This window comes from Acidovorax sp. Root275, assembly GCF_001428965.1.
GTDB classification, from domain to species: domain Bacteria; phylum Pseudomonadota; class Gammaproteobacteria; order Burkholderiales; family Burkholderiaceae_C; genus Acidovorax; species Acidovorax radicis.
Genome location: NZ_LMJH01000001.1, coordinates 1,323,646 through 1,342,556 on the forward strand (window position 1 = coordinate 1,323,646; position 18,911 = coordinate 1,342,556).

Sequence of the window (18,911 nt, forward strand, 5' to 3'; positions counted from 1 at the left end):
ATTAGTTTCGGCACCATAAAATGGCATCTCATCGAATTCTGGTCGATTCTGGAAACTATTTTTCCAACAATGACAATTTGGGAGACAGGGCAATCTACCAAGTCATTTTTCAGCGCTTGCGGTATCTCTGGCCTGATTGTCAAATCCATTGGATAACTCGCAATGCTGCCTTGCTCAAGAAGGACTGTCCCGAGGTCATGGTATTGGAGCTGACCGAGGAACGCGCCCCCCTGTCACTGATCAGCCTCGATGCGAATTCACAGAACCCGGAAACCCAAGCATCCTCTGACACCGCGCGCATTGTGTCCGCCTTGATGGACTGCGACATGGTGATAGCGACGGGGGGCGGATATTTCAGTGATGATTTTTCCAACCAGGCAGAAGCCATTTTGCATACGCTGGAAGCGGGTATCCAGCTTGGCAAGCCGGCAATTATTCTGAGCTGTGGATTTGAACCTCTCAGCGTTCGCAGCCTTTCTCAGAAGATGGTGGGCGTATTTCCTCTTCTGAGTCTGGTCGTGTGCCGAGAATCCCAGCAAAGTCCGATGGTGGCGAGATCCCACGGTGTTCCAGAACAACGCTTGATCGTGGCCGCAGACGAGGCGATTGAGCTGGCGTTTGACTTGCGCCCTTCCATGTTGGGCGAATCTCTGGGCATTAATGTCCGCCAAGCGGACTACGCTGGTGTTGATGCCAGTACCCTTTTGCGTCTGCGCGAAGGGTTGGGCCTTGCCATTGCACGCCTGGGTGTGCCCGTTACCGGTGTGCCCATTTCGCTTTCCGGGCCTTCAGACCCTGACGCCATTGCCTCTCTCCTCCAGGGCATTGCAGGTATCCAATACGTCCCCAGCCTCGTCTCGACGCCGCAGGACGTGGTGCGGGAGATCGGTGCATGCCGAATGGTCATTACCGGCAGTTACCACGCAGCGGTGTTCGCGCTATCGCAAGGCGTTTCGGTGATCGCGCTGGTGGCGTCTCCGCACTACCGGTCGAAAATGCAAGGGCTTCAAGCCCAGTTTGGCGCCGCCTGCCGCATCGTATTTCTGGATCGGGAGGACACTGCTGCGCACCTGGCCACCGCCATACAGGATGTGTGGGGTGCAGCCGTGTCCGAACGGCCGCGATTGCTGGAAGCGGCGCGGCAGCAGGTCAGTGTGGGGCGGGCCGCCTACGCGCGATTGGCCGAGCTGATGGAGCGCGCTCCTGCCAACCAGCACGACAGCGCGACGCCGCAATTGACTGACATTTCTACGCAAGCACCCATGAACAAAGACACCGCTGAAGTCTCTTTCTCTTTGTCTCCCGAAGAAATTGAGCAATTCCGGACACAGGGCTATGTGGGGCCGTTCACGGCATTCACGCCCCACGAAATGGAACAATTCCGCAAAACGGTGTCTGAGCGGGTGTTGCCGACACCTACGCCCTATTGCCCGTTTGGCCTGCGTGTGCGGCACCTCGACAGCAAGGCGGTCTATGCAATGTGCTCGGCTCCGGCCATTGTGGAGCGCATGGCTTCTCTCTATGGGCCGGATCTCGTTCTGTGGAATTCCAACCTGTTCAACAAGCCGCCTGCCCGGCCAGAACAGCAAGAGGAATACCCGTGGCACCAGGATCACTACAACTGGAACATGGAACCCATCCTGAACATTTCAGCCTGGCTGGCGATTACGCCGGCAACGCTGGAAAATGGGTGTGTGGAAATCATCCCGGGTTCGCACCGGCAGATCATCCCTCCGGCCGTCGATACCGATCCTGCCAAAAGCCTTCGGTTCGGAGGCATCGCTTCAGACCCTGACTACGTGGACGAGACCAGCAAGTTGGCCATGGTGCTGGAACCCGGTCAGTTTTTTCTCTTCAACGAACGGCTGCTACATCACTCCAACCCCAACCGGACTACGGAACACAGGCTTGGATTGGCTGTCCGAGTCACGGTCCCCATCGCAAAGGTCAGCGAACCTTTTCCCTGCGTCATGTTGCGGGGCGAAGACCGCATGGGCTTCAACCGGTACCTTCAAGCGCCCTTGGACGAACCCGATTCCCATTGGCTCGATTCATTGCCACCAGGGCACGACTACCTCTTTGACCGCCCCATCCCTGGAAGGGGCTGGCATGTGCGCGAGGCCGAGGGGCAACGCCACTTCGCTTGGACAGGTCTGGAGCCCGAGGCGTGGATTGACTTCCGCCCCACGGCTGGCGGCGATCATCGGCTGCGGCTAGAGGTCATTCACATGCTGACGATGGCGGCCGTCAGCGAGCTTCAGTTGATGGTGAATGGGCAAGCGATTGCCCTCAGGCACGAACAGGTGGGTGATACGCTCGTCCTGGAGGCACACGTTCCTGACGCGGTCTTGCGAAGCCGTACCGACCGGGTGCGGGTGGCACTCCTGGGTTCATCCCTGGTACGACCCTGCGATCTGAATCCGGAGAGCACGGACAAGCGCTCCCTTGGATTGGGAATTCACCGAATAGCGCTCATGCCCATTGATACACCCCAAGTGGCTCCTGAGGTGCCCAGCGCAACAAACCCTGTACCACCACCTGCAGCCTGGTATCGCAGGCTGCTTGGGTGAATTTGTCTGTGCCAAAGACCCGGCAACTCAGCGTGCCGCAAGTGCCTTGTACACCCCGCATCCCACATACAGATCGCCTGCGCGGCTGACATAAGACATCTTCGTCTGCACCACGCCCGTGGAGGGATTGGTGATGTCGTATTCCACCCATCCCGGCTCACGGTCCGCCTGGGAAACAATGTCACTCACGAGCCGGTCGCCCGCAATGCCGGGGATGTCCTGCACACGCGTCCCCACCTTGGCGGTGTTGCCCCCAAAGGCAAGGTAGGTACCTGCCGTGTCGAGCACAAACACGTACATATCCCGGTCGTGGTACGGCTGGTTCTTGTCAGTGATGCTGCGCAGGAACTGATCCCGCGAGGTGCTCTTGTGCAATGCCACGGCCCTGCCCACCAACACCACGGCCTCCTCGGCCGTGCCCTGCTGCAAACGGAATGCGGAGACCGCACGCGACAAGGTGGATGCGCGATTTTCGAGGGCCTCGGCCTGTTGCACGGCATGGCCCACCATCTGGGCGTTGTGCTGGGTGATCTGGTCCAGTTGCTGCACCGCAGCACTTACCTCGCGCAGCCCCGTGCTTTGCTCGGCGCTCGATCCGGAGATCTCGCTCATGCTGGCCGCAACGCTGCGAATGCCCCCGGCCATGTCGGAGATGCCCTCCCCGGCCGACCGGATCAGGCCCGCACTGGTTTCGACCTGGCTGACCGAGGCACCAATCAACTCGCGGATTTCGTGCGCCGCGTCACTGGATCGTTTGGCCAGCGTGCGCACCTCTGCCGCCACCACGGCAAAACCACGGCCCTGCTCTCCTGCGCGCGCAGCCTCGACTGCAGCGTTCAAGGCAAGGATATTGGTCTGAAACGCAATGCTGTCGATCACGCCGATGATTTCGGTCATGCGGCGCGCGCCTTGCTGAATGGCCTCGACCGACTGCACAGCCCGCGCCATGGCCTGGGCGCCCACGTCGGCCGCGTCGCGCACCTGCGCGGCCCGTGCATCCGCACTGTGGGCGGTCTGGGCGTTGTTCTGCACCGCAGATGACAGTTGCTCCACACTGGCTGCGGTCTGCTCCAGGTTGGCAGCCTGTTGCTCGGTGCGGTCAGCCAGCGAGCGGTTGCCCTCGGCCAGGCTCTGCCCAGCATGGGCGACCAGCGCTGCATTGCTGCGGATATCGGCCACCATCGACGAAAGGGTGATCACCATGCGCTCAAGCGACTGCGCCATATCGCCCACCTCGTCTTGCCCGTAGTCTCGGCGGTGCTGCGCACGCAGATCTCCGACCTGGGTCAACTCAATGGTTTGTGCCAAGCCTGCGAGGTCTGTCGAAAGGCTGATGTAAAGCACCAGCAGCGCATACGCCACAACGAGCCCCCCCAGCGCAAGCAACCACCAGGGTGCCCCAAACGCAGCAATGGCCAACGCAGCCCCTACCAGGAGGCTCAACGAGAGCAGCTTGCCAGGCAAATGCCACCTGCGCATCCACCAGAGCCCCGGACGCAGCGGTAGGAATCCTGACATCGTGTCTCCTCTTATCGTTCTTGCCAAATGGCACGAATCCTAGGTGCATGCACTTACGGCGGATTGACAGACCACAAGGTGTATCGCTGCTGCGGGGGTTCCTGTCGGCCAGCCCAGGCAGGCCACACCCGCTCCAGCACCGGACTGATCGGGGGACCATCGCCCATAATGGCGCCCCATGAATCCCCTGCTTTCCCATCTCCAGCCCTACCCTTTCGAGCGGCTGCGACAGCTCTTTGCGGGGGTCACGCCCCCGGCCGCCTACAGCCCCATCAGTCTGGGCATGGGCGAGCCACGCCATCCTACACCGCAGTTCATCAAGGATGCACTCAGTAACAACCTCAGTGGACTGGCGAGCTACCCCGCCACGGCAGGTGAACTGGGGTTGCGCGAGGCCTTCACCCGCTGGCTGGATCTGCGGTATGCCATTGCGCTGGACCCAGCCACCCAGGTGCTGCCCGTGAATGGTTCACGCGAAGCGCTTTTCTCCTTTGCCCAGACCGTCATCGACCCTTCGCGGAGCCGACCACTGGTGGTCTGCCCCAATCCGTTCTACCAGATCTATGAAGGCGCAGCCTTGCTGGCGGGCGCCGAACCCTACTACGCGGCCAGCGATCCGGAACGCAACTTCGCCGTGGACTGGGACGCAGTGCCGGAGACGGTGTGGCAGCGGACCCAGCTGCTCTTCGTGTGTTCGCCCGGCAATCCTACCGGCGCCGTCATGCCGCTGAGTGAATGGAAGAAGCTGTTTGAACTGAGCGACCGCTATGGCTTTGTCATCGCTTCGGACGAGTGCTACAGCGAAATCTACTTCCGCGATGAACCACCGCTGGGGGGCCTGCAGGCTGCAGACCAGCTCGGCCGCAGCGACTACAAAAACCTGATCTCCTTCACCAGCCTCTCCAAACGCAGCAACGTTCCCGGCATGCGCAGCGGTTTTGTGGCAGGCGACGCTGCGTTGATCAAGTCCTTTCTGCTGTATCGCACGTACCACGGCAGCGCGATGAGCCCCATCGTGCAGGCAGCCAGCATTGCCGCGTGGGGTGATGAGCAGCATGTGGTGGAAAACCGCATGCGCTACCGCAAGAAGTTCGCCCAGGTCACCCCCCTGCTGGCGGGCGTGATGGAAGTCGCCCTTCCGGATGCCGGCTTCTACCTGTGGGCCAAGGTTCCCGACGCGCTGGGCATGGATGACGCCGAGTTCGCGCGAGCCCTTCTGGCTCAATACAATGTCACGGTGCTCCCTGGCAGCTACCTGGCCCGCGAGGCCCAGGGCAGCAACCCTGGTGCCCAACGCATTCGCATGGCCCTCGTGGCAGAAACCGAAGAATGCGCGGAAGCCGCGCTGCGCATCGTGCAATTCATCCAATCCCGTACTGCCTGACCGACAGACCTAGAGACTGACTGACAACAACATGACCCAACAACTGCAAACCCTTATCGACAACGCCTGGGACAACCGTGCCAGCCTCTCGCCCGCCGCCGCCCCCAAGGAGATCCAGGACGCTGTCGAGCATGTGATCGCCGAGCTGAACAACGGCACCCTGCGCGTGGCCACGCGCGAGGGCGTGGGCCAATGGACAGTGCACCAGTGGATCAAGAAGGCCGTGCTGCTGTCGTTCCGCCTCAAGGACAACGAAGTGGTCAAGGCCGGTGACCTGGGCTTCTACGACAAGGTGCAGACCAAGTTCGCCCACCTGACCGAAGAAGAAATGAAGGCCACTGGCGTGCGTGTGGTGCCACCCGCCGTGGCCCGCCGTGGCAGCTTCATCGCCAAGGGCGCGATCCTGATGCCGTCTTACGTGAACATCGGCGCCTATGTGGGCGAAGGCACCATGGTCGATACATGGGCCACTGTGGGCTCGTGCGCACAGATCGGCTCCAACGTGCACCTGTCGGGTGGTGTGGGCATTGGCGGCGTGCTGGAGCCCCTGCAGGCCGGCCCCACCATCATTGAAGACAACTGCTTCATCGGGGCCCGCTCCGAAGTGGTCGAAGGCGTGGTCGTCGAAGAAAACTCGGTGCTGGGCATGGGCGTATACCTGGGCCAGAGCACCCCCATCTTCAACCGCGCCACAGGCGAAATCAGCTATGGCCGCGTGCCATCGGGTTCGGTGGTGGTCAGCGGAAACCTGCCCAAGACCGCTGCCAACGGCACGCCGTACAGCATGTACGCTGCCATCATTGTCAAGCAGGTGGACGCGCAAACCCGCTCCAAGACCAGCATCAACGACCTGCTGCGCGACTGACAGCGCACCCTGGGGGCAGGCCCTCCCGCCTGCCCGCCGACAGATACCGACAACAAGAGGGAAACACCATGAGCACGATGGAGCGGATTCTTCGCCTGATGAGCGAAAAGAAGGCATCAGACGTCTACCTGTCGGCCAATGCCCCGGCGCTGATCAAGATCAACGGCGAGTGCGTGCCGATCAACAACCAGATCCTGCCGCCCGACGCGCCGCGCAACCTGCTCTCCGAGGTGGTTCCCCCGGACCGCATTGAGGAGCTGGAAGAAACCGGCGAACTCAACATGGGGGTGCCGCTCAGTGGTGTGGGCCGCTTCCGGGTGAGCGCCATGCGCCAACGTGGCAGCTATGCGGTGGTGATCCGTTTCATCTCGCAGCAGATTCCCGAATTCGACTCCCTGGGCCTGCCGCCCGTGCTGCGCGAACTGATCCTCGAAAAACGTGGCCTGATCCTGATGGTCGGCGCCACGGGCTCGGGCAAGAGCACCTCGCTGGCGTCGATGATCGACACCCGCAACGAAGCGCTCACGGGCCACATCCTCACCATTGAAGACCCGGTCGAATACCAGTTCAGGAACAAGAAGTCCATCGTCAACCAGCGCGAAATCGGCAGCGACACCCAGTCGCTGCAGACCGCCCTGAAGAACGCGCTGCGCCAGGCGCCCGACGTGATCCTGATCGGCGAAATCCGCGACCGCGAAACCATGTCGGCCGCCATTGCCTACGCCCAGTCGGGTCACCTGTGCCTGGCCACGCTGCACGGCAACAACAGCTACCACGCGCTCAACCGGATCTTGTCGTTCTATCCTGTCGAAGTCCGCCCCACCATGTTGGGTGACCTGGCATCCGCCATGAAGGCCATCATCTCCCAGCGGCTGGTGCGCACCATCGACGGGAGCCGCGCACCTGCGGTGGAGGTCATGCTCAACACCAAGCTCGTTTCCGACCTGATCGAAAAAGGCGATTTCTCCGGCGTGAAGGAAGCCATGGAAAAATCCATGGCGGAAGGCTCGCAGACCTTTGAGGAAGCGCTGGCCCGACTCATCATGGATGCCAAGATCGACCGCAAGGAAGGTATGTCGTATGCCGATTCGCCCACCAACCTGATGTGGCGCCTGCAAAACGACTTCTCCCTGGCCGCCAACGCTGCCAAGGCCCAGAAGGAAGCGCGGGACACACCCGACGATGCACCTTCGTTCACCGAGATCGTGCTGGATGTCAAGCCCGCAGCGTGACTCCCTGAGTCGCCTTCGGCACCCTCCCTCCCCTTTTTCGACGCCTCTGATGTCCCGCACCCTGCACCTCGCCGAACAGCTCATCTCCCTGCCCTCCATCACCCCAGAGGATGCGGGTTGCCTCGACCTGCTGGCAGCGCGACTGGTGCCACTGGGTTTTGTGTGTGAACGGCTGGACAGTGGCCCGGCAGACTTCCGGGTCAGCAATTTATGGGCAAAAAGGCCCGTAGCGCTTGATGGGAAAGCGCAAACAGCTATCAAAAACATAGTATTTGCAGGCCACACCGATGTGGTCCCCACAGGCCCCCTGACCCAATGGAGCAGCGACCCGTTCATCCCCACCCACAAAGACGGCAAGCTCTATGGCCGGGGCGCCAGCGACATGAAAACCTCCATCGCTGCCTTCGTCGTGGCCGTGGAGGAGTTTTTGGCGGCCACGCCCGATCCGCAGATCGAGCTGGCCTTCCTTCTGACCAGTGACGAGGAAGGACCCTCGGTGGATGGCACCAAGGTCGTGATCGAGCAGCTCAAGGCACGCGGCGAAAAGCTCGACTACTGCATCGTGGGGGAACCCACCTCTGTCGAAAAAACCGGCGACATGATCAAGAACGGACGGCGCGGCACGCTCAGCGGCAAGCTCACCGTGCGCGGCATCCAGGGGCACATCGCCTACCCGCAACTGGCGCGCAACCCCATCCACCAGGCCCTGCCCGCCTTGGCGGAGTTGGCGGCTACCGTGTGGGACCAAGGCAACGCGTTTTTCCCGCCCACCAGTTGGCAGATCAGCAACATACATGGCGGTACCGGCGCCACCAATGTGATTCCAGGCGATGTGGTGGTGGACTTCAACTTCCGCTTCTCCACCGAATCCACGGCGGAAGGCCTGCAGCAGCGTGTACACGCATTGCTGGACCGCCATAGTCTCGAATACGACCTGCGCTGGACGCTGGGCGGCCAACCCTTCCTGACCACCCCGGGCGAGCTGGTCACGGCCGTGCAGCAAGCCATCACGGCAGAGACCGGTCTGACCACCGAACTCTCGACCACCGGCGGCACCAGCGACGGCCGCTTCATTGCCCAGGTGTGCCCCCAGGTGATTGAGCTCGGCCCCCCCAACGCCAGCATCCACAAGATCGACGAGCACATCGTCGTGGCCGACATCGAACCGCTCAAGAACATCTACCGCCGCACGCTAGAGAACCTGCAGGCCCAGGCCCTTGCATTGGGCAAGGTGTCGGCATGAGTGTGCAGCAGCAACCCCTCATTCCGGCGGGCAATACCGTGGGTGCCCTGGTGGAATCCGGTGCGCAATGCCTGGTGGCAGCAGGCGTCTCCTTCGGCCATGGCACAACCAACGCGCACGACGAAGCCGCCTGGCTCGTCTTGTGGCGCCTGGGCCTGCCGCTGGACAGTGACCTGTCAGACGCCCCTGATTCCATCAAAAATCAGCCCGTAGCGCCCGCCGATCAAGCGCGAGTAGCTATACTTTTTGAAGAGCGCATCCGCACCCGCAAACCCGCCGCCTACCTCACGCAGGAGGCCTGGCTGCAAGGCGTGCCCTTTTACGTCGATGAACGCGCCATTGTCCCGCGCAGCTTCATCGCAGAGTTGCTGGTCGATGGTGGTGCGGACGAGTACCTGAGCGACCACACCCACCGGGTGTTGGACCTTTGCACCGGCAACGGCAGCCTGGCCGTGCTGGCGGCCATGGCCTGGCCGGAGGTTCAGGTGACGGGCGCTGACATTTCAGCCGATGCGCTGGCCGTGGCACGCATCAATGTGGACAGACACAGCCTGCAAGACCGCATCCAGCTGCAACTCTCCGATGGTCTCACTGCACTGCCGGGGCCCTGGGACCTGATCCTGTGCAATCCGCCCTACGTGAACGCGGCCAGCATGGCGGCGTTGCCTGCGGAATACCGCGCAGAACCCGAGCTGGCCCTGGCCGGTGGCAACGATGGCATGGATTTCGTGCGCCAGCTGTTCGCTGCGGCTCCGGCCTGCATGAGCGAGGATGCGGTGATCATTCTGGAGATCGGCAACGAGCGGGCCTACTTCGAAGCCGCGTTCCCCCAACTGCCTGTTTTCTGGCTCGATACCAGTGCTGGCGAAGACCAGGTTTTACTGGTGACCCGGCAGGCTTTGACCGCCCAATCCCGGCTCACGGCACAATAGAGGGTTGCGCGCCACCGCCTTTTGCATCGGTTGCACCGTTTGCAACGGCCCTGGCCCCCTGCTTTTTCATGCCACCCGCCCAGCGCGGGTGCGCTTTTTTCTGAGCTCCGGATGATCACCCTTAAGAACGTTACCTTGCGACGCGGCGCCAAAGTCGTGCTCGACAGCGTTTCCGCCACCATCAACCCTGGCGAAAACGTTGGACTTGTGGGCCGCAATGGCGCGGGCAAGTCCAGCCTTTTCGCCTTGCTCAGCGGCAAGCTGCACGAAGACGGGGGGGATTTCTACATCCCCACCAGCTGGCGCATGGCCGAGGTTGCGCAGAACATGCCCGAAACCGACCAGCCGGCCACCGAGTTTGTGCTGGAGGGGGACACGCGCCTGGCCGAGGTGCAACGCCAACTGGTAGAAGCCGAGGCCAGCGACGACGGCATGGCCATCGCCCACGCCTACTCGGACCTGCACGATGCCGGCGCGCACGATGCGGTCGCACGCGCACAGGCGCTGATCCTGGGCCTGGGCTTTCGGGTCAGCGAGCTGGACCAGCCGGTCAACAGCTTCTCTGGCGGCTGGCGGATGCGCCTGCAGCTGGCACGCGCGCTGATGTGCCCCAGCGACCTGCTGCTGCTGGATGAACCCACCAATCACTTGGACTTGGATGCCCTGGTCTGGCTCGAAGCCTGGCTCAAGCGCTACGCAGGCACCATGATCGTGATCAGCCATGACCGCGAGTTTCTGGATGCCATCACCAACGTCACCCTGCAGATCCAGCAAGGCGAATTGAACCGCTACGGCGGCAACTACAGCAAATTCGAAGAATTGCGCGCGCAGCAACTTGAACTGCAACAGGCCAGCTTCTCCAAGCAGCAGGAGAAGATGGCCCACCTGCAGAAGTTCATCGACCGCTTCAAGGCCAAGGCCAGCAAGGCCAAGCAGGCGCAAAGCCGCGTCAAGCAGCTCGAACGCATGGAGAAGATTGGACCGGTGCTGGCCGAGGCCGACTTCACGTTCGAATTCAAGGAACCGGCCAACCTGCCCAACCCGATGCTGGCCATCAGCGATGCATCGTTCGGCTATGTGGACGACGAAGGCACGCCCACCACCATCCTCACGGGCGTCAACCGCTCGGTGCTGGCCGGCCAGCGCATCGGCATCCTGGGGGCCAACGGCCAGGGCAAGTCCACCCTGGTCAAAACCATCGCCCGCACCATGAAAGCCCTGGGCGGCAGCGTGACCGAGGGCAAGGGACTGAACATCGGCTACTTTGCGCAGCAGGAACTCGACGTGCTGCGCCCTGCAGAAAATCCGCTGGAGCACATGATCCGCCTCGCCAAGGAGCTAGGCCCCGACCTCAAACAGCCGAGCCGCGAACAGGACCTGCGCAGCTATCTGGGCACGTTCAATTTCACGGGCGACATGGTCAAGCAGGCCGTGGGCACCATGAGCGGTGGCGAAAAGGCCCGCCTGGTGTTGGCCATGATCGTCTGGCAGCGCCCCAACCTGCTGCTGCTCGACGAGCCTACCAACCACTTGGATCTGGCCACCCGCGAGGCGTTGGCCATGGCGCTCAACGACTTCGACGGCACCGTCATGCTGGTCAGCCACGACCGCTCGCTGCTGCGCTCGGTCTGCGAGGACTTCTGGATGGTGGGACGAGGTGTTGTAGGCCCCTTCGATGGCGATCTGGACGACTACCAGCGCTACCTGCTCGAAGAGTCCAAGCGCCTGCGCGAAGAGGCACGCCTGGCCGAGCAGGCACAGACCTCGGTGGCGAGTTCTGCGCCTCCATTGGCCGCTGCACCTTCACCTACTGCCAATCCAGTCCCTGTCGCCGCACCGGTGCCTGCGCCAGCTCCGACCGCATTACCGTCACGGGATGGACGAGAGCAGCGCAAGCTCGATGCCCAGGCGCGCCAACAGCAGGCAGAAGTAACCCGGCCCCTCAAAAAAGAGCTGGAACACATCGACAAGCGCCTGATTGCCTTGGCGGCTGAGCGCACCGCTTTGGAGCACAAGCTCACCCAAGCCCTTGCCCCTGCCGAGATCGCAGAATGTGGCCGCGCCCTCAAGGCGGGAAATGACGAGACGGCCCAACTGGAGGAGCGGTGGCTGGAAATTTCTTCTGCACTGGAAGAAATTTCTGCGTCGGTTGCAGGATAAAAATGTAATTTGATGTAATTGAAAGGGCCACATTTTGTGGCCCTTTCGCTTATGCAGAAACAATTTTATGCTTCTTTTTTGGTAGCAAACTACATTCTCAATGTGCGGGCACTTGCGGTTGCATTTTTTTGCGAAGCGCTGTCAACGGACTGTGGATTGACCGCGTTGTTGGTACATCACAGGAGTTTTTCAGCATGAATACCACCGCAATCTTGTCCGCTTGGCCCGAAGACGAACGCGATCGCAAGCGCGCTCCAGCCCGCTTCTGAAGGCGTGGCAGCCAATTCTCGAAATTCGTAGGCCAACCCAATGCCCGCCACCAAAGTGAAGCACAAAACGTACCAAGGCACGGTATGTGTTTCCACCGAATGGCCCATTTCATAGGCCCATCGAAGCAAGATACCCGGCAGCCCCTTCCCTCTTGCTCCTTTCAACAAAAAACCCCGCAATGCGGGGTTTTTGTTTTTCTGAAGCCTCAGGGCATCAACCCATGTGCAGACCGCCGTTGACCGAGAAATCGGCACCGGTCGCGTAGCCACCTTCTTCCGAAGCCAGCCACGCAATGATCGAAGCGATTTCGCTGGGTTCACCCAGGCGCTTGACAGGAACAGTGGCCACGATCTTTTCGAGCACGTCAGGACGGATCGCCTTGACCATGTCAGTGCCGATGTAGCCAGGGCTCACCGTATTGACCGTCACACCCTTCGTGGCCAGTTCTTGTGCCAGGGCCATCGAGAAGCCATGCATACCGGCCTTGGCTGCCGAGTAGTTGGTCTGGCCCGCCTGGCCCTTTTCGCCATTCACCGAGCTGATGTTGACGATGCGGCCCCAGCCCTTTTCCACCATGTCGGCCACGACCTGCTTGGTGACGTTGAACATGCTGTTGAGGTTGGTTTCAATCACTGCATCCCAGTCTTCGCGCGACATCTTGAGGAACATGCGATCACGGGTGATGCCAGCATTGTTCACCAGCACGTCGATGGTGCCGTGCTCGGCCTTGGTCTTGCCGAAAGCCTCCACCGTGGAGTCCCAGTCGCCCACATTGCCCACCGACGCATAGAAGGTGTAGCCCAGGGCTTTTTGCTCCGCCAGCCATTTGGCATGGTCACGGGTAGGGCCACAACCTGCGATGACCTTGAAGCCCTCCTTGTGCAGGCGCTGGCAAATGGCAGTCCCGATGCCGCCCATGCCGCCGGTGACGTATGCAACTTTCTGGCTCATGTGATTTCTCCTTGTTGGTGATTTGCTCAGCAGCCACTCTACCGAAGAAATTCACCACTGCCGTGAAGGAAAACACTGAAGCCCTTTTCTTTTTGGCATATCGCCATGCGTCGCACACCTGACGTACTAGGCCTCTTTTCCAATCACGGTTTTGGTGCAGGCTGCAGCCTGCAGTTCATCGGACAGAAAAGAGAAACATCTTGCGACAACGTTCTCCCCTGAAGTTGGGGCTGCCGCCACCGGGAACAAAAAAGCCGCGTCGCAACGCGGCTTTGATTTTGGCCTTGCACCCGAGAAACAGCTAAACCACAGGTGCGAAAAGGCGCGTGTTAACGCTCCAAGGCCAGTGACACACCCATGCCGCCACCAATACACAGCGCCGCCAGACCCTTCTTGGCATCGCGGCGCTGCATTTCGTGCAACAGCGTCACCAAGATACGGCAACCCGAGGCGCCGATGGGGTGACCGATGGCGATGGCACCACCATTCACATTGACCTTGGCCGGATCAATCGCCAGCTCCTTGTTCACGGCGCAGGCTTGCGCAGCAAAGGCTTCATTCAGTTCGAAAAGATCCACATCTGCAGCGTTCCAGCCCGCGCGTTGCAAGGCCTTGCGCGATGCGGGCACGGGGCCCATGCCCATGGTGGCGGGGTCCAGGCCGCTGGTGCCAAAGGCTGCGATGCGGGCCAGAGGCTTGAGGCCCAGGGCGGCAGCCTTCTTCGCGCTCATCACCACCACGGCGGCTGCGCCATCGTTCAGGCCCGATGCGTTGCCAGCAGTCACGCTGCCCGCCTTGTCAAACGCGGGACGCAGGCCTGCCAGCGCTTCAGCGTTGGTCTTGCGGTTCAGGTATTCATCCGCGTTGAACAGGATGGGGTCGCCCTTCTTCTGCGCCAGGCTCACACCCACGATTTCATCCACGAACTTGCCGGCGTCTTGCGCGGCTGCGGCCTTTTGCTGGCTGCCCAATGCCAGGGCGTCCTGCATTTCGCGCGTGATGCCATGGGCCTTGGCCACGTTTTCAGCCGTGATGCCCATGTGGTACTGGTTGTACACGTCCCACAGGCCGTCCACGATCATGGTGTCGATCAGCTTCCAGTCGCCCATGCGCTGCCCGTCACGCGAGCCCGGCAGCACGTGCGGTGCCAGGCTCATGCTTTCCTGGCCACCGGCCACCACAATTTCGCTGTCGCCCCAGGCCACGGCCTGGGCGGCGAGCATCACGGCCTTGAGGCCGGAGCCGCACACCGCGTTGATCGTGAGCGCCGGGGTTTCCTTGGCCACACCGGCCTTCATCGAGGCCTGGCGTGCAGGGTTCTGGCCCACGCCAGCCGCCAGCACCTGGCCCATGATGACCTCACCAATCTGGTCGGACGAGAGGCCCGCGCGCGCGATGGCTTCGCGGATCACGATGGCGCCCAGTTCGGTCGCAGGCGTCTTGGCCAGCGCACCACCAAACTTGCCCACAGCGGTGCGGGCGGCCGAAACGATGACGATGTCTTCCATGGAATGTCCTTGTGGTTGGAGGTTGTTGGTTGCTTGGTAATTCTCGCAGTGCTGAAAGTCAGGACTTTTGCGTATCAGGATTTCTGCTTCACATAGCTGCCAGGTGCGGGCTCGATGGCCTTGAATTTGGTGCCCTTGCCATAGCCCTTGGGCGCTGCAATCTGCTTGCCCGCATGGCCTTTGAGCCAGCCGGCCCAGTCGGTCCACCAGCTGCCGGGGTGCTCGGTGGCGCCGTCCAGCCATTGGTCGAGCGTGGCGGGCAGCTTGCCATCGGCGCGGATCCAGTGGCTGCGCTTGCCTTTGGCGGGTGGGTTGATGACGCCCGCGATGTGGCCCGAGGCCCCCATCACGAAACGCTTCTTGCCGGGCAGCACCTGGGTGGAGGCATAGGCGGCATTGATGGGCACGATGTGGTCCTCGCGCGAGCCGTAGATGTAGACGGGCAGCGTGAGGTTGCCAAGGTCCATCTTCTCGCCGCACACCGTGAGCTTGCCGGGTTTTACCAGGCTGTTTTCCAGGTAGAAATTGCGCAGGTACCACGCATAGAACGGGCCCGGCAGGTTGGTGCTGTCGCTGTTCCAGTACAGCAGGTCGAACGGGGGTGGCGTTTCGCCCTTGAGGTAGTTGCCCACCACGTAGTTCCACACCAGGTCATTGGGCCGCAGAAAGCTGAAGGTCGAGGCCAGGTCCTGCCCCTTCATGAGGCCGCCTTTGCCCATCTGCATCTCACGGAACTTCACGAAAGCCTCGTCGATGAACACGTCGAGGATGCCGGTGTCGGTGAAGTCGATCAGCGTGGTCAAGAACGTTGCGCTGGCCACGGGCTCATCGCCACGCGCTGCCAGCACGGCCAGCGCATTGCTCAGAATGGTGCCGCCCACGCAAAAGCCCAGCGCGTTGATCTGATCGGCGCCCGTGATGTTCTGCACCACGTCGATGGCGGCCATGGCGCCGTCCTCCACGTAATCGTCCCAGGTCTTGTGGGCCAGGCTGTCGTCGGGGTTTCGCCAGCTCACCACAAAGGTGCGGTGGCCCTGGTCGACGGCGTAGCGAATCAGCGAGTTCTCGGGCTGCAGGTCGAGGATGTAGAACTTGTTGATGCACGGCGGCACCAGCAGAAACGGGCGCTCGTAGACCTTGGCGGTGAGAGGCTTGTATTCGAGCAGCTGGAACAATTCGTTCTCGAACACCACGGCACCTTCGGTGGTGGCCACGTTGCGGCCCACCTCGAACAGGCTTTCGTCGGTCATCGACACGTGGCCCTGGGTGATGTCGTGCAGCAGGTTCTGCATGCCCTTGGCAATGCTTTCACCCTTGGTTTCGATGGCTTTCTTCTGCGCTTCGGCGTTGAAGGCCAGGAAGTTGCTGGGTGCCATGGCGGCCATCCACTGCTCCACGCCAAAGCGGATGCGGGCCTTGGTTTTTTCATCGGACTCCACCGCATCGGCCAGACCCATGAGGGTGCGGGCATTGAGCAGGTAGGCTGCCGCCGAGAACGCGGCAACGGGGTTGCTGGCCCAGCCCTCACCGGAGAAGCGGCGGTCCTTGACTTCAGGAGCGCCCTGCAGGCCCTGGGCCCAGAGTTCCTGCGCGTCTTTCAGATACTGCTGCTGCAGGGACTGCAGCTTGGTGGGTGAAAATTTCAGGGGTGGTGCTGCAGGTACCTGGGTACCCATGTCCAGCTTCTGGAACGACTGCAGCGCCTGCGACCAGCTTTGCCCGAAAATCTTCTGGAACTGCTCGGCGCTCTCGGCCCAGGGTGATTCAGAATTCATGCTCTTTCCTCAGTGATTGGTCGCTCGCAGCGGCAAAGCTTCTGGTTTTTTATCTCTCGGGTTCATTGTTGCCGAGCCCTTTGCACATGGCAACGGATTCAACCCTTCCAGTGAACACAAACCAATGTACCTCATCGTCATCGCCTGGACGTACGTCACCCTCATGATGGCGGTGGCCGAAGCCACCAGCCCCAACGGCACGGTGCTGGGCGCCGTGATCACCTTTGCGCTATATGGCCTGCTGCCCATGGGCATTCTGGTGTACATCCTTGGCACACCTTCCCGCAAGCGGGCGATCAAGGCACGTGAGGCTGCGGAACAAGCGGCCTACGATGCCGGGCAGGCCGCCGCTGCTGCCGCAGCCAGCCCTGAATTACTTGGTTCAGCTGCGCCAGATGCAGGCGGCGAAGCGCCCGCTGCCGCCGAGGGCAGCGCTGTCGCGGCGGTGCGAAAAGAACCGTGAGGCGTTGGTCACGGTGCACCAGGATGATGTGCCGTCGTTGCCATGGATGTGGGTGATTCCCAGGGCCTGCAGCCGCAGCCGTGCCAGTCCGGCCAGGTCGCACAGGTATTTGCCCCGGACATCGCCGCTCGGCATAAAACACGTCTCTGAAACCGGATTCGCCTCGCAAAATGCTGCGCGCACTTCGGGCCCCACTTCGAAGGCCTGGGGGCCAATGCAGGGCCCCAGCCAGACCAGCGTGTCCTGGGCGAGCGTTGGGGCAAGATTGATTGCTCCATTTTTAATAGCACCCAGCGCTTTTCCATCCAGCGCCAGGGCCTCAAAACGCTTGAAAACTGCTTCCAGCACACCCTGCCCGCCCACCCCAGCAAGCCCGCGCCACCCTGCATGCGCTGCCGCCACCATCTGGCCAGAGCGGTGGGCCCACAGCACCGGCAGGCAGTCGGCCACCATGATGGTGCAGGCCACTCCGGGCGCAGTGGCCACGCAGGCATCGGCGTCGATGCCGTCAGGCGTGCTGCCATCCAGGTGCACCACGCCATCGCCGTGCACCTGGTTCAGAAACACTGGCCGTGCGCTCGTCGGCGCAGCGCCCACCGTGGATTGCAGCCGCAGGCGGTTGGTGTGTACCGCAGCGGGGTTGTCCCCCACATGGGTACCCAGGTTCAGGCTGTCATAGGGCGGCAGGCTCACTCCACCCGCACGGGTGGTGCACAGTGCGCGCACGCCCGGGGGTGCAGGCCAGTCGGGCACCAGGCAGTCGGCCGCCGCCAGAGGGGCTTCGTGCGGGGTCAAGCTTCGTGGTCCGGGCAGGCGGACGGCTGGGCCTTCTGGAATGCGGGCAACGCCATGCAGGCGTCGAACGCCCCCATCGTGAGTGGCAGGCCACCGAGGTCCACGTTGAAACGCTGGCCGTTGAAGATTTGCGGCACCAGGCAGCAGTCGGCCAGCGTGGGGGTGTCGCCCCAGCACAGCACGGAGGGAGGCAGGCCCTGGGTTTCGCGCTCTTGCGCCAACAGTGCCAGCTGGCGCTCAAAGGCCTCCAGCCCGCTGCGCACCCAGTGGTGGTACCACGCATTCTTGGCCCCCTCGTCCACCTTCAGCTCGCGCACCAGGTACTTGAGAACGCGCAGGTTGTTGATGGGATGGATTTCGCACGCCACCATCTGCGCCAGCGCACGCACGTGTGCCCGCGCCAGGGGCGTGGCAGGCAGCAGCGCGGGCGTAGGGTGGGTTTCCTCCAGGTATTCGATGATGGCCATCGACTGGGACAGCGCCGCTCCGTCATCGATCACCAGCGTGGGTACCAGCGCATCGCCGATGCGGCTGGCGTACGCGGGGGCCTTGTGCTCACCCTTGACGAGGTGCACGGGGATGTAGTCATAAGACAGGCCCTTGATCTGCAGCGCAATGCGCACGCGGAACGAGGCGGAAGAACGGAAGTAGTTGTAGAGCTGCATGCAAGAAATCCGTTGTTGAATGGAAGGGTCAAAAACGTGGCGGGCGGGGCACCGCAGCTACAGCTGGCGCGCAGTACGCTGGCCTTGGCGCCGCCCCGCGCGTGGTCCGTCAGGCGCCCGACGCTCCCGCAGGGTCCTGGTGGTTGTAGACAACCTTGGACAGGATGGACATCAGATCGACGCGCTCCTGCGCATTGAGCGGAGCCATCAACCGCTCCTGCACGCGCTGGGCGGCATCACGCATCTGCAGCGCGGCCACTTCGCCCTCCGGGGTGATCCACAGCAGCTTGCGGCGGCGGTCGCCGGTATCAGGCTCTCGGCGAATCCAGCCGCGCTTTTCAAGCCGCCCGATCACCGAACCCGACGTGGCCGCATCAAACGCCACGCGGGACGCCAGCGTGACCTGGTCTTCACCGGGCCGGGCCAGCAATTCATGCAGGATGGCGAACTGCACCGGCGTCACGTCAAACCCCGCAGTTTCTTCCATGAAAAGCGCCACGGTTCGCTGGTGGGCACGGCGCACCAGGTGGCCTGGCGTGTTGTGGAAATCGAAGCTCTTTGCCATGGGCGCGAGTGTAGC

Annotated in this window: 15 protein-coding genes; 8 read left to right on the forward strand and 7 right to left on the reverse strand. The window is 62.1% G+C overall.

The features are described from left to right. Window positions 1-20 precede the first annotated feature (20 nt). Window positions 21-2,570 carry a phytanoyl-CoA dioxygenase family protein gene (locus tag ASE52_RS05965; RefSeq protein ID WP_082606773.1) on the forward strand — a complete coding sequence of 850 codons (2,550 nt, stop codon included), beginning with the start codon at window positions 21-23 and terminating at the stop codon, window positions 2,568-2,570. Window positions 2,571-2,597: 27 nt separating this feature from the next. Here ASE52_RS05965 and ASE52_RS05970 read toward each other — a convergent pair whose 3' ends face one another. After that, window positions 2,598-4,088, reverse strand: coding sequence for a methyl-accepting chemotaxis protein (locus ASE52_RS05970; protein ID WP_057224512.1), 1,491 nt, complete (start codon window positions 4,086-4,088; stop codon window positions 2,598-2,600). Between the two features lie 178 nt (window positions 4,089-4,266). Between ASE52_RS05970 and dapC the strand changes: the two genes are divergently transcribed. The 6 genes from dapC to ASE52_RS06000 all read left to right on the forward strand — a co-directional run bounded on the left by dapC (window position 4,267) and on the right by ASE52_RS06000 (window position 11,904). Next, window positions 4,267-5,472 carry a succinyldiaminopimelate transaminase gene (gene dapC, locus ASE52_RS05975; protein WP_057224514.1) on the forward strand — a complete coding sequence of 402 codons (1,206 nt, stop codon included), beginning with the start codon at window positions 4,267-4,269 and terminating at the stop codon, window positions 5,470-5,472. Between the two features lie 31 nt (window positions 5,473-5,503). Continuing rightward, window positions 5,504-6,337 (forward strand): 2,3,4,5-tetrahydropyridine-2,6-dicarboxylate N-succinyltransferase, encoded by an 834-nt coding sequence (dapD, locus tag ASE52_RS05980; RefSeq protein WP_010458910.1) that lies wholly within the window; start codon window positions 5,504-5,506, stop codon window positions 6,335-6,337. A gap of 68 nt (window positions 6,338-6,405) precedes the next feature. Beyond that, window positions 6,406-7,569 carry a PilT/PilU family type 4a pilus ATPase gene (locus tag ASE52_RS05985; protein ID WP_010458912.1) on the forward strand — a complete coding sequence of 388 codons (1,164 nt, stop codon included), beginning with the start codon at window positions 6,406-6,408 and terminating at the stop codon, window positions 7,567-7,569. A 49-nt stretch (window positions 7,570-7,618) separates the two neighbouring features. Then, a complete protein-coding gene (dapE, locus tag ASE52_RS05990; protein WP_057224515.1) occupies window positions 7,619-8,812 on the forward strand; it encodes a succinyl-diaminopimelate desuccinylase in 1,194 nt (397 codons plus the stop codon). Beyond that, window positions 8,809-9,744, forward strand: coding sequence for a 50S ribosomal protein L3 N(5)-glutamine methyltransferase (prmB, locus tag ASE52_RS05995; RefSeq protein ID WP_010458916.1), 936 nt, complete (start codon window positions 8,809-8,811; stop codon window positions 9,742-9,744). Before dapE ends, prmB begins: the two co-directional genes overlap by 4 nt. A 111-nt stretch (window positions 9,745-9,855) precedes the next feature. Beyond that, window positions 9,856-11,904 carry an ATP-binding cassette domain-containing protein gene (locus ASE52_RS06000; RefSeq protein WP_057224517.1) on the forward strand — a complete coding sequence of 683 codons (2,049 nt, stop codon included), beginning with the start codon at window positions 9,856-9,858 and terminating at the stop codon, window positions 11,902-11,904. Window positions 11,905-12,387: 483 nt separating this feature from the next. On the opposite strand, the gene phbB is transcribed toward ASE52_RS06000, so the two are convergent. The 3 genes from phbB to phaC all read right to left on the reverse strand — a co-directional run bounded on the left by phbB (window position 12,388) and on the right by phaC (window position 16,408). Continuing rightward, the gene (gene phbB / locus ASE52_RS06005) at window positions 12,388-13,125 is read right to left on the reverse strand and encodes an acetoacetyl-CoA reductase (protein WP_010458920.1); all 738 of its coding nucleotides are present in this window, start codon (window positions 13,123-13,125) and stop codon (window positions 12,388-12,390) included. A 329-nt stretch (window positions 13,126-13,454) separates the two neighbouring features. Further along, window positions 13,455-14,633, reverse strand: a complete 1,179-nt coding sequence (locus ASE52_RS06010) for an acetyl-CoA C-acetyltransferase (protein WP_010458922.1) — start codon at window positions 14,631-14,633, stop codon at window positions 13,455-13,457. 74 nt (window positions 14,634-14,707) lie between these two features. Beyond that, window positions 14,708-16,408, reverse strand: a complete 1,701-nt coding sequence (phaC, locus tag ASE52_RS06015; RefSeq protein WP_057224519.1) for a class I poly(R)-hydroxyalkanoic acid synthase — start codon at window positions 16,406-16,408, stop codon at window positions 14,708-14,710. A gap of 124 nt (window positions 16,409-16,532) precedes the next feature. Between phaC and ASE52_RS06020 the strand changes: the two genes are divergently transcribed. Next, window positions 16,533-16,871, forward strand: a complete 339-nt coding sequence (locus ASE52_RS06020; protein ID WP_057224521.1) for a hypothetical protein — start codon at window positions 16,533-16,535, stop codon at window positions 16,869-16,871. Here ASE52_RS06020 and ASE52_RS06025 read toward each other — a convergent pair. From ASE52_RS06025 to ASE52_RS06035, 3 genes are all read right to left on the reverse strand, one after another. Further along, window positions 16,791-17,666 carry a laccase domain-containing protein gene (locus ASE52_RS06025; RefSeq protein ID WP_057224523.1) on the reverse strand — a complete coding sequence of 292 codons (876 nt, stop codon included), beginning with the start codon at window positions 17,664-17,666 and terminating at the stop codon, window positions 16,791-16,793. The genes ASE52_RS06020 and ASE52_RS06025 overlap by 81 nt on opposite strands. Beyond that, window positions 17,663-18,331, reverse strand: coding sequence for a maleylacetoacetate isomerase (maiA, locus tag ASE52_RS06030; RefSeq protein ID WP_057224524.1), 669 nt, complete (start codon window positions 18,329-18,331; stop codon window positions 17,663-17,665). Before maiA ends, ASE52_RS06025 begins: the two co-directional genes overlap by 4 nt. A gap of 109 nt (window positions 18,332-18,440) precedes the next feature. Next, a complete protein-coding gene (locus ASE52_RS06035) occupies window positions 18,441-18,896 on the reverse strand; it encodes a MarR family transcriptional regulator (protein WP_029413102.1) in 456 nt (151 codons plus the stop codon). Between the last annotated feature and the right edge of the window lie 15 nt (window positions 18,897-18,911).

What these genes read in the sequence shown, in the direction of transcription:
- ASE52_RS05965 (WP_082606773.1), top strand. Translation starts at nt 21, where the DNA reads ATGGCATCTCATCGAATTCTGGTCGATTCTGGAAACTATTTTTCCAAC.
- ASE52_RS05970 (WP_057224512.1), bottom strand. Translation starts at nt 4,088, where the DNA reads ATGTCAGGATTCCTACCGCTGCGTCCGGGGCTCTGGTGGATGCGCAGG.
- dapC (WP_057224514.1), top strand. Translation starts at nt 4,267, where the DNA reads ATGAATCCCCTGCTTTCCCATCTCCAGCCCTACCCTTTCGAGCGGCTG.
- dapD (WP_010458910.1), top strand. Translation starts at nt 5,504, where the DNA reads ATGACCCAACAACTGCAAACCCTTATCGACAACGCCTGGGACAACCGT.
- ASE52_RS05985 (WP_010458912.1), top strand. Translation starts at nt 6,406, where the DNA reads ATGAGCACGATGGAGCGGATTCTTCGCCTGATGAGCGAAAAGAAGGCA.
- dapE (WP_057224515.1), top strand. Translation starts at nt 7,619, where the DNA reads ATGTCCCGCACCCTGCACCTCGCCGAACAGCTCATCTCCCTGCCCTCC.
- prmB (WP_010458916.1), top strand. Translation starts at nt 8,809, where the DNA reads ATGAGTGTGCAGCAGCAACCCCTCATTCCGGCGGGCAATACCGTGGGT.
- ASE52_RS06000 (WP_057224517.1), top strand. Translation starts at nt 9,856, where the DNA reads ATGATCACCCTTAAGAACGTTACCTTGCGACGCGGCGCCAAAGTCGTG.
- phbB (WP_010458920.1), bottom strand. Translation starts at nt 13,125, where the DNA reads ATGAGCCAGAAAGTTGCATACGTCACCGGCGGCATGGGCGGCATCGGG.
- ASE52_RS06010 (WP_010458922.1), bottom strand. Translation starts at nt 14,633, where the DNA reads ATGGAAGACATCGTCATCGTTTCGGCCGCCCGCACCGCTGTGGGCAAG.
- phaC (WP_057224519.1), bottom strand. Translation starts at nt 16,408, where the DNA reads ATGAATTCTGAATCACCCTGGGCCGAGAGCGCCGAGCAGTTCCAGAAG.
- ASE52_RS06020 (WP_057224521.1), top strand. Translation starts at nt 16,533, where the DNA reads ATGTACCTCATCGTCATCGCCTGGACGTACGTCACCCTCATGATGGCG.
- maiA (WP_057224524.1), bottom strand. Translation starts at nt 18,331, where the DNA reads ATGCAGCTCTACAACTACTTCCGTTCTTCCGCCTCGTTCCGCGTGCGC.
- ASE52_RS06035 (WP_029413102.1), bottom strand. Translation starts at nt 18,896, where the DNA reads ATGGCAAAGAGCTTCGATTTCCACAACACGCCAGGCCACCTGGTGCGC.